The sequence below is a fragment of the Rhizobium leguminosarum genome, from assembly GCF_019798305.1.
Lineage (GTDB): Bacteria > Pseudomonadota > Alphaproteobacteria > Rhizobiales > Rhizobiaceae > Rhizobium > Rhizobium leguminosarum_U.
On the sequence record NZ_JAAXDD010000025.1, the window covers coordinates 59,373 to 65,886 of the forward strand.

The 6,514-nt window shown below is 63.0% G+C and carries 4 protein-coding genes and 1 pseudogene; all 5 read right to left on the minus strand.

Annotation, left to right across the window (positions count from 1 at the left end; translation table 11 throughout):
• Positions 1-40: 40 nt before the first annotated feature.
• The 5 genes and pseudogenes from HFO99_RS31260 to HFO99_RS31280 all read right to left on the minus strand — a co-directional run bounded on the left by HFO99_RS31260 (position 41) and on the right by HFO99_RS31280 (position 6,089).
• A complete protein-coding gene (locus HFO99_RS31260; protein WP_222365557.1) occupies positions 41-1,078 on the minus strand; it encodes a 4-hydroxyproline epimerase in 1,038 nt (345 codons plus the stop codon).
• Positions 1,079-1,094: 16 nt separating this feature from the next.
• The gene (locus HFO99_RS31265) at positions 1,095-1,805 is read right to left on the minus strand and encodes an SDR family oxidoreductase (protein ID WP_222365558.1); all 711 of its coding nucleotides are present in this window, start codon (positions 1,803-1,805) and stop codon (positions 1,095-1,097) included.
• A 9-nt stretch (positions 1,806-1,814) separates the two neighbouring features.
• Positions 1,815-3,065, minus strand: coding sequence for an NAD(P)/FAD-dependent oxidoreductase (locus tag HFO99_RS31270; protein WP_222365559.1), 1,251 nt, complete (start codon positions 3,063-3,065; stop codon positions 1,815-1,817).
• Between the two features lie 151 nt (positions 3,066-3,216).
• Positions 3,217-4,494, minus strand: a complete 1,278-nt coding sequence (locus HFO99_RS31275) for an alpha/beta hydrolase (RefSeq protein WP_222365560.1) — start codon at positions 4,492-4,494, stop codon at positions 3,217-3,219.
• Between the two features lie 655 nt (positions 4,495-5,149).
• Positions 5,150-6,089: pseudogene (locus HFO99_RS31280) on the minus strand (IS110 family transposase).
• Positions 6,090-6,514 lie beyond the last annotated feature (425 nt).

The following is a 6,514-nucleotide window of genomic DNA, read 5'->3' on the forward strand; positions in this document are numbered from 1 at the left end:
CGGAAACCGCTCGCACTTTCCGGCATCACACCCTGAACGCTCAAATCTCTCCCGCCGATGGCCCCCAGACATCCGTCAGCGCAAAACCGTTCGGATGCGGGTCAAATGGGTCGAGCGCTACCTGGGTCAGGCCGAAGGTGAAGCCGCGGCCGGTGATGGTGGGGATGACGGCGGGGCGGCCGGCCACCTCGGTCACCGCTTGCAGCCCGACTTCGAATTCGGAGCCGATGATCGATTTCGAGGTGAAGGTGTCGCCGACCTTGGCCTTGCCGCGGGCATAAAGCGTGGCGAGATTGGCGGAATTGCCGGTGCCGCAGGGCGAGCGATCGGCCCGGCCCGGCCACATGGTGGTGCAGGTGCGCACCGTGCCGTCGGCTTCGGTATCGCGGAACATGACGTAGGCGACGCCCGAGATCGCCGGGATCTCGGGATGGACGACCTTGATGTCGCGGTTGATCAGCTCCTTGAGGATCATGCCGGCCTGGACGAGGCCGGCGGCATTGGCCTTCTCGATCGTCAGACCGATCTGGCCGACATCAACCAGCGCATAGAAGATGCCGCCATAGCAGATATCGGCCTTGATCTTTCCCCAATGCGGCGTGTCGATCCCGACATCGAGTTCCTGCACGAAGGCGGGCACCATGGTGAGCTTGACCTTTTCGCAGCGCCCGTCGCGGCAGGTTGCCGTCGCCTTGACGAGGCCGGCGGCGGTTTCGAGCGTGACTATCGTTTCCGGCTCCGTCATCTCGACGATGCCGGATTCGAGCAAGGCCGTCGTCACGCAGATCGAGTTCGAGCCGGAACTCGCATGCGCCTGGTCGGGCTGCAGGATGATGAAGGCGGCGTCGGCCTCCGGGTGCCAAGCCGGCAGCAGCAGGTTGACCGAGCCGATCGGCGCGCCGCGCGGCTCCAGGCAAAGGAAGCGGCGAAGCTCGTCGCCCTTCGGATCGGTGTTCAGCCAGTGCAGCTGGGCGGCGATGGTATCGCCGGGGATCTTCGGCACGCCGCCGATCGCGACGCGGCCGATCTCACCTTCGGCGTGGACATCCAGCAGCTGGATCGTGCGCTTCCATCTCATATAAGAAAACTCCAGATCAGACGTGACGGGTGACACCGCCATCAACGCGGATATTCTGGCCGGTGATATAACCCGCGCCGTCGGAGAGCAGGAAGGCCGCGGTCTTGGCGATCTCCTCCACATGGCCGATGCGCTTCATCGGGACCATCTCGGCGGTCCCGGGCTTGTGGTTGAGGCTGTCGATATAACCCGGCAGAATGCAGTTCATGCGGATATTGTCGGCCGCATAACGATCGGAATAGAGCTTGGTGAAGGCGCCGGCAGCGGCGCGGTAGGTGCAGGAAATCGGGAAGACCAGCGTCGGCTCGTAAGCCGCGAAAGTGGTGATGTTGACGAAGGCACCCTTGCCCTGCTTCAGCATGACCGGCGTCACCAGGCGGGCCATACGCACCAGCGACAGGATCATCATGTCGGAACCGAGCGTCCAGTTCTCGTCCGAGATATCGAGCAGGTCGCCCTTCGGCGGATGGCCGCTCAGGTTGACGACGGCGTCGATGCGGCCATAGGTCTTCATCGTCAGGTCGAAGATCGCCTTGAGATCCTCGGCCTTTTCGGCCACGCCGCGCGAGGCGACGCCGCTAAGTTCGGCCGCCAGCTTCTCACAGCTTTCCGACGGCGACATCAGCGCCAGCCGATAGCCCTGCGCCGAGAGCTCGCGGGCGATCGCCTCGCCCATGCCGCGTCCGCCGCCGGTGACCAGCGCTACGGGTTTGGTGGTTTCGGACATCGGGGCCTCCTAGTAGCGGTCTATGCGGAACGGGGTCATGTCGAGGGATGGTTTCAGCCCGGTCACCATATCGGCGATCACCAGCGCTGTCGTTGCCGAAAAGGTCAGGCCGAGATGGCCATGGCCGGTCGCATAAAAGACGCCGGGCATCTTCGACGAGGGCGAGATGATCGGGATCGTATCGGGCAGGGCCGGACGATGACCCATCCATTCCGTCGTCTCCTCGACCTTGAGACCGGGCAGCGCGCGTTGGGCGTGGCGCACCAGCACCCGCGGACGGCGGAAATCGGGCGCCGCATCGAGACCGGCGAGCTCGACATTGCCGCCGACACGGATGCCGCCCGCCGTCGGCGTCACCATGAAGGCGCGATGCGGCCAGATCATCGAATAGCGCATGGCGATGCCGGGCTTCATGATCTGCGTGTGATAGCCGCGCTCGGTTTCGAGCGGGATTGGCTCGCCGAGTTTTTCGGCAAGGAAGCGGGTGTGGACGCCGGCGGCAAGCACCACCGAACCCGCCTCGATGCGCCTGCCATCCTCAAGAAGAACGACGACGGTGCCGTCGCCCCTGCGCTCGATATTCCGCACAGTGCCGGAGACGAAAGTGGTGCCCGCAGCCTTTGCGGCGTCTGCGAGTTTGACCACCAGCTTGTAAGGATCGCGGATCGACTTGTTGTCGGGGAGCAGCACGGCTTTGGCGATCGCCGGTGACACGCTGGGTTCGTAATGTTGGATGGCGCCGTTGCTCAAGACCTCGAATTCGAAGCCGTAGCGCTGCATCATGGCGAGATGGCCGCGGTCGGCGGCAAATTCCGCCTCGGTCTCGTAGATGGCGAGACATCCTTCCTCGGTCATCAAGTCGGGCGCGCCGATCGCCTCGAGCATCGCTCTGAGATCGCCAAGCGCGCGGTTGGACAGGCTCATGCCGGCATCCTCGATCTCCCGGAGGCGCGAGGGCCGGCCGGCGGCGAGGAAGCGCAGGAACCAGGGCAGCATCCTGGCGGCATAAGAGGGACGCAGCCAGACCGGGCCTTCCGGATCGAGTAGCCAGCCGGGAATCTTCTTCCAGGTCGAAGGGCCGGAGCCGGCGGCAAAATCGAGCGCGATACTTGCCATGTTGCCGAAAGAGGTGCCGCGACCTGGTTCGCCCTTGTCGATCAGCGTCACCTCAAACCCGCGCCGCTGCAGCTCGAAAGCGATCGAGGCGCCGATCACGCCCGCGCCGACGACCGCTACCCTCTTCTTCGTCTCATCCGCCATGCCATCAACCCATCGCACGGCAGACAGAAGTGCCGTCGTGAATCTGATATATCACATCAAGATGCAATGCCTAGAGAATTTCCGTTTTCTCCGAATCACGGAAATTCTCTATTTCTTTGTGCACTTTTGCTGGAATTGCTCTGTGGGATTTTTACTGGCTTTCCGGCAGGCCGGCGCCGACGCTGTCGCCGACCGAACCGACGGTGTTGTTCATCGATTGGCCGAGACGTTTCAGCTGGGCGTCGTAGTTGCGCCGGGTGCGCGGATCGAAGATCGCAATCGGCGTGCTGACGGCAACACTGACGGCACTTCCTGCCGTCTGGGCAGCGCCCATCGCCACGGCGCCAACGGCCTCGCCGAGGCCGACATTGGAATCGGTGATCGTCTGGCCGGCAATCAGCCGGTCGCCGATCAGCTTTACCACTTCGGGGCTTTCGGCGAACTTGCCGTGGTTCAGCCGGTCGCCGCCCTTGAGCTTGGTGAGGTCGAGCACGGTGATGCCGGCCGCCTCTAGCTTGCTGCGATAGGGTTCGACGGAGGGATCGATCTGGCCGAGCCGGTCGACATTGCCGGAGATGCGCCGTGACAGCGCCAGAGCCCGGTCGTCCTGCGAGACGAAGATGGTGAAGTGCGGCCTGTCCTTGCCGAGGCTCGCGAACTGGCGGCCGAAGACATCGACATCGAGATCCGGCGAGGCAAGGATGACATTGTTGATCTTCGGTGCGACGTGGCCGTTGCGGATCGCCATCTGCCGCAGCGCTTCGACGGTGAGCCACGTGCCCATCGAATGGGCCATGATGGTGACGTCGCTGACGGCGGGATTGGCGGCGGTGCGGGTCAGCAGTTCCTCCAGCGCGTCGCGGGAATAGTTGGTGCTTTCCTTGTCGTAATTATAATCGAAGATGCTGCCGCGCGACGGCCAGGTAAAGACGACGGGCGCGACGTCGGCATGCGAATCGTGGACGATCTGCGCGAAGCGGTAGACGGCATCCTCATAACGATTGTTGAAACCGTGGACGAAGACCAGTACGCGGCGGCTCTTCGGCATATGCGACTTTAGCCAGGTCTCGCCGGCCCGCTCGCCTTCCAGGGGATCGACGGAAACGGTGACGAAATCGCGCAGCGCATCGGCCGGCAGGCGGCTTGGCCATTGCACCTGGCCGACCTTGCGATTGGCCTCCGGCGGGATCGAGACATCGACGGCATTGACGGCGAGCCCGGTGCCGCGCTCACCGGAGAAAAGCACGGCGGGATTGTCGTCGGCTGCACGTGTTGTGGCGACGAGCAGATCGACTTTCGACGTGCCGGGCGGCACGGTGCCGGCCGCCTGCATGACACCGACCGGCCTGCCGCCGCAGCCGGAAAGCGCCATCATTGCCACCAAAAGACCTGTCAGGGCCGCGCGCGGGGCGCGTCTTTTGCCGATCATGACCAACTCCAATTGGTTCACGCACCGGACAGGCGGCGCCCGTTCAAATAGTCTGACGAGGCTTGCCGAGTCAAACCGCGGGAGGTGGAAGCCTTCGTTTTGCGCAATCCCTCGTGGAAACCGCAGGACCGAGGCAGCCCGGATCGGCAATTGATCGATTTCGACTTACGGGAGGAGACTTGAGAGGAGACTGGGGGAAAAGAAAAAAGCCCGACGCGGGAGGAGGTGCGCCGGGCTCTTGATCCTGACTGACAACTGGGAGGAGGAGTGTTGTCAGTCCGATGTAAGAGCGCTGGGAGGAGGAGTGCGCTGCTTACGGAGATAGTAATAGCCAATTCTTTTGATTCGGAATAGCGAAAATACCGCAATGCAGCAATGCACTGTATGCAAGGCTTGCCCTCAAAACAACGGATCGCCGCCTTATTTTGAAGCATGTTTGACCGGATAGTCAAAATTATGCCGAAAACTGGGCCCGGGGGATCGCCGACATATTGCCCTCATCTGGATGCCGCCATCGACCGGGGTCGAGCCACCGATCTCGAGCCGTCCTTCGGACACCGTAAACGGTCGAAGGGGATATGCCGAAGGTCTCGACTCCCTCTTCTCCCCAGCGGGGAGAAGGTGGCGGCAGCCGGATGAGCGACTATCTGGGTTGTCAAGTTGCGCATTCGAATTCTCTTCGCGCATCCCGTGCTTTTGCATTGAGAATGACGAGCAGTTTTCGGGCGAGCGCAATGCGGATAACCATTTTCGGCTTGCCAGCGCTCTGCAACCTTCGCCTGAAGGCAGCCAAATGCGGATCGTACCTGGCCGCGGTGGCGGCGACCAGGAACAGGATGCCACGCGGTCCGGAGCGCCCGCCGCGTACCGGCCGGGGTCCGCCGCGTTTGCCGCTATCGTTGGCAATCGGCGCCAGGCCGGCCAGTTTGACGATCGCCTTGTTGGAGATTCGGCCGATTTCGGGCAATTCGGCCATCAGCCGGGCAACGGTACGGTCCGCCACCCCCTTGATCGAGCGAAAGGCTTGGTTGAGGCAGGCCCAGAGCGGATCGTCGTCGATCATCGAGGCAATCTCGCCTTCGAGGGTGCGGCTCTGGCGCACCAGAAGCGCGATCACTTCGTCGAGGCTTGCCACACTCTGCTGATCGCGGGCAGCACTGCGGCGCTGCCTCTGGACGGTCAGATCGCTGGTGACCTGAGACAGCCGCGTCATCAGCGCCGACAGCCGCAGCTGCGCGGCTTTCGGCGGCGGCAGGGCAGACAGCCGCCTGGCCTCGGCATAATGGGCGATCATCGCCGCATCGATCCGGTCGGTCTTTTCCAGAAAGCCCATGGCCTCGGCAAAGCGGCGCACATGGCGCGGATTGGCAAGCGCGCAGGCAATCCCCAACTCCCACAACAGCAGGAAGGCCGAACGCTCGTAGCCGCCCGACGCCTCCATGACGACGAGTTCGACACCATGCTCCCGGCAGAGCGCAGCCAGCGCACCGATGCCGGCCGCATCGTTGCTGAAACGCTCAAAAACCCCGGACGGGCGGACAAACGCATCCAGCCAGTCCTTCGAAACATCCACCTCCACATATAACTCTGTTCACGGTAACCTGCCTTGTGCGTGCGGTTGAAGCCAAGCGACTATTCGGTCGTACGTGACGATGACGAAGATCCCTGGCTCATCCACGGTTGTAACCGGAGGGGAAAACCGGCGACTTCGTCACGCCTCTGGCTGGGTGGCCACCCAGCCAGAGGCTCAATCGCTTCCATCGCACATAAAATCTAACATGCAGATACAAGGGGGCCGGCGAAGCCGGTCTTTTCAGCAAAGCGTAGCGGGATAGGTGGGAAGGGCGTGCCGTGTGGCCCCTCATCCGACCCTTCGGGCCACCTTCTAACGCTTCCGGGCGGGTGGCCGCCCGCCCGGAAGCTGGTTGTCGGATCGTCACCTTCTCAGTCGTTTGGGACTGTGGGGAGCAGGATCGCAACCGGCTCTTCATCTGGCCCGTGTGGTTGCAGGAACCTTGGG

Coding starts and splice junctions, on each gene's coding strand:
- HFO99_RS31260 (WP_222365557.1), bottom strand. CDS start 1,078: ATGAGATGGAAGCGCACGATCCAGCTGCTGGATGTCCACGCCGAAGGT.
- HFO99_RS31265 (WP_222365558.1), bottom strand. CDS start 1,805: ATGTCCGAAACCACCAAACCCGTAGCGCTGGTCACCGGCGGCGGACGC.
- HFO99_RS31270 (WP_222365559.1), bottom strand. CDS start 3,065: ATGGCGGATGAGACGAAGAAGAGGGTAGCGGTCGTCGGCGCGGGCGTG.
- HFO99_RS31275 (WP_222365560.1), bottom strand. CDS start 4,494: ATGATCGGCAAAAGACGCGCCCCGCGCGCGGCCCTGACAGGTCTTTTG.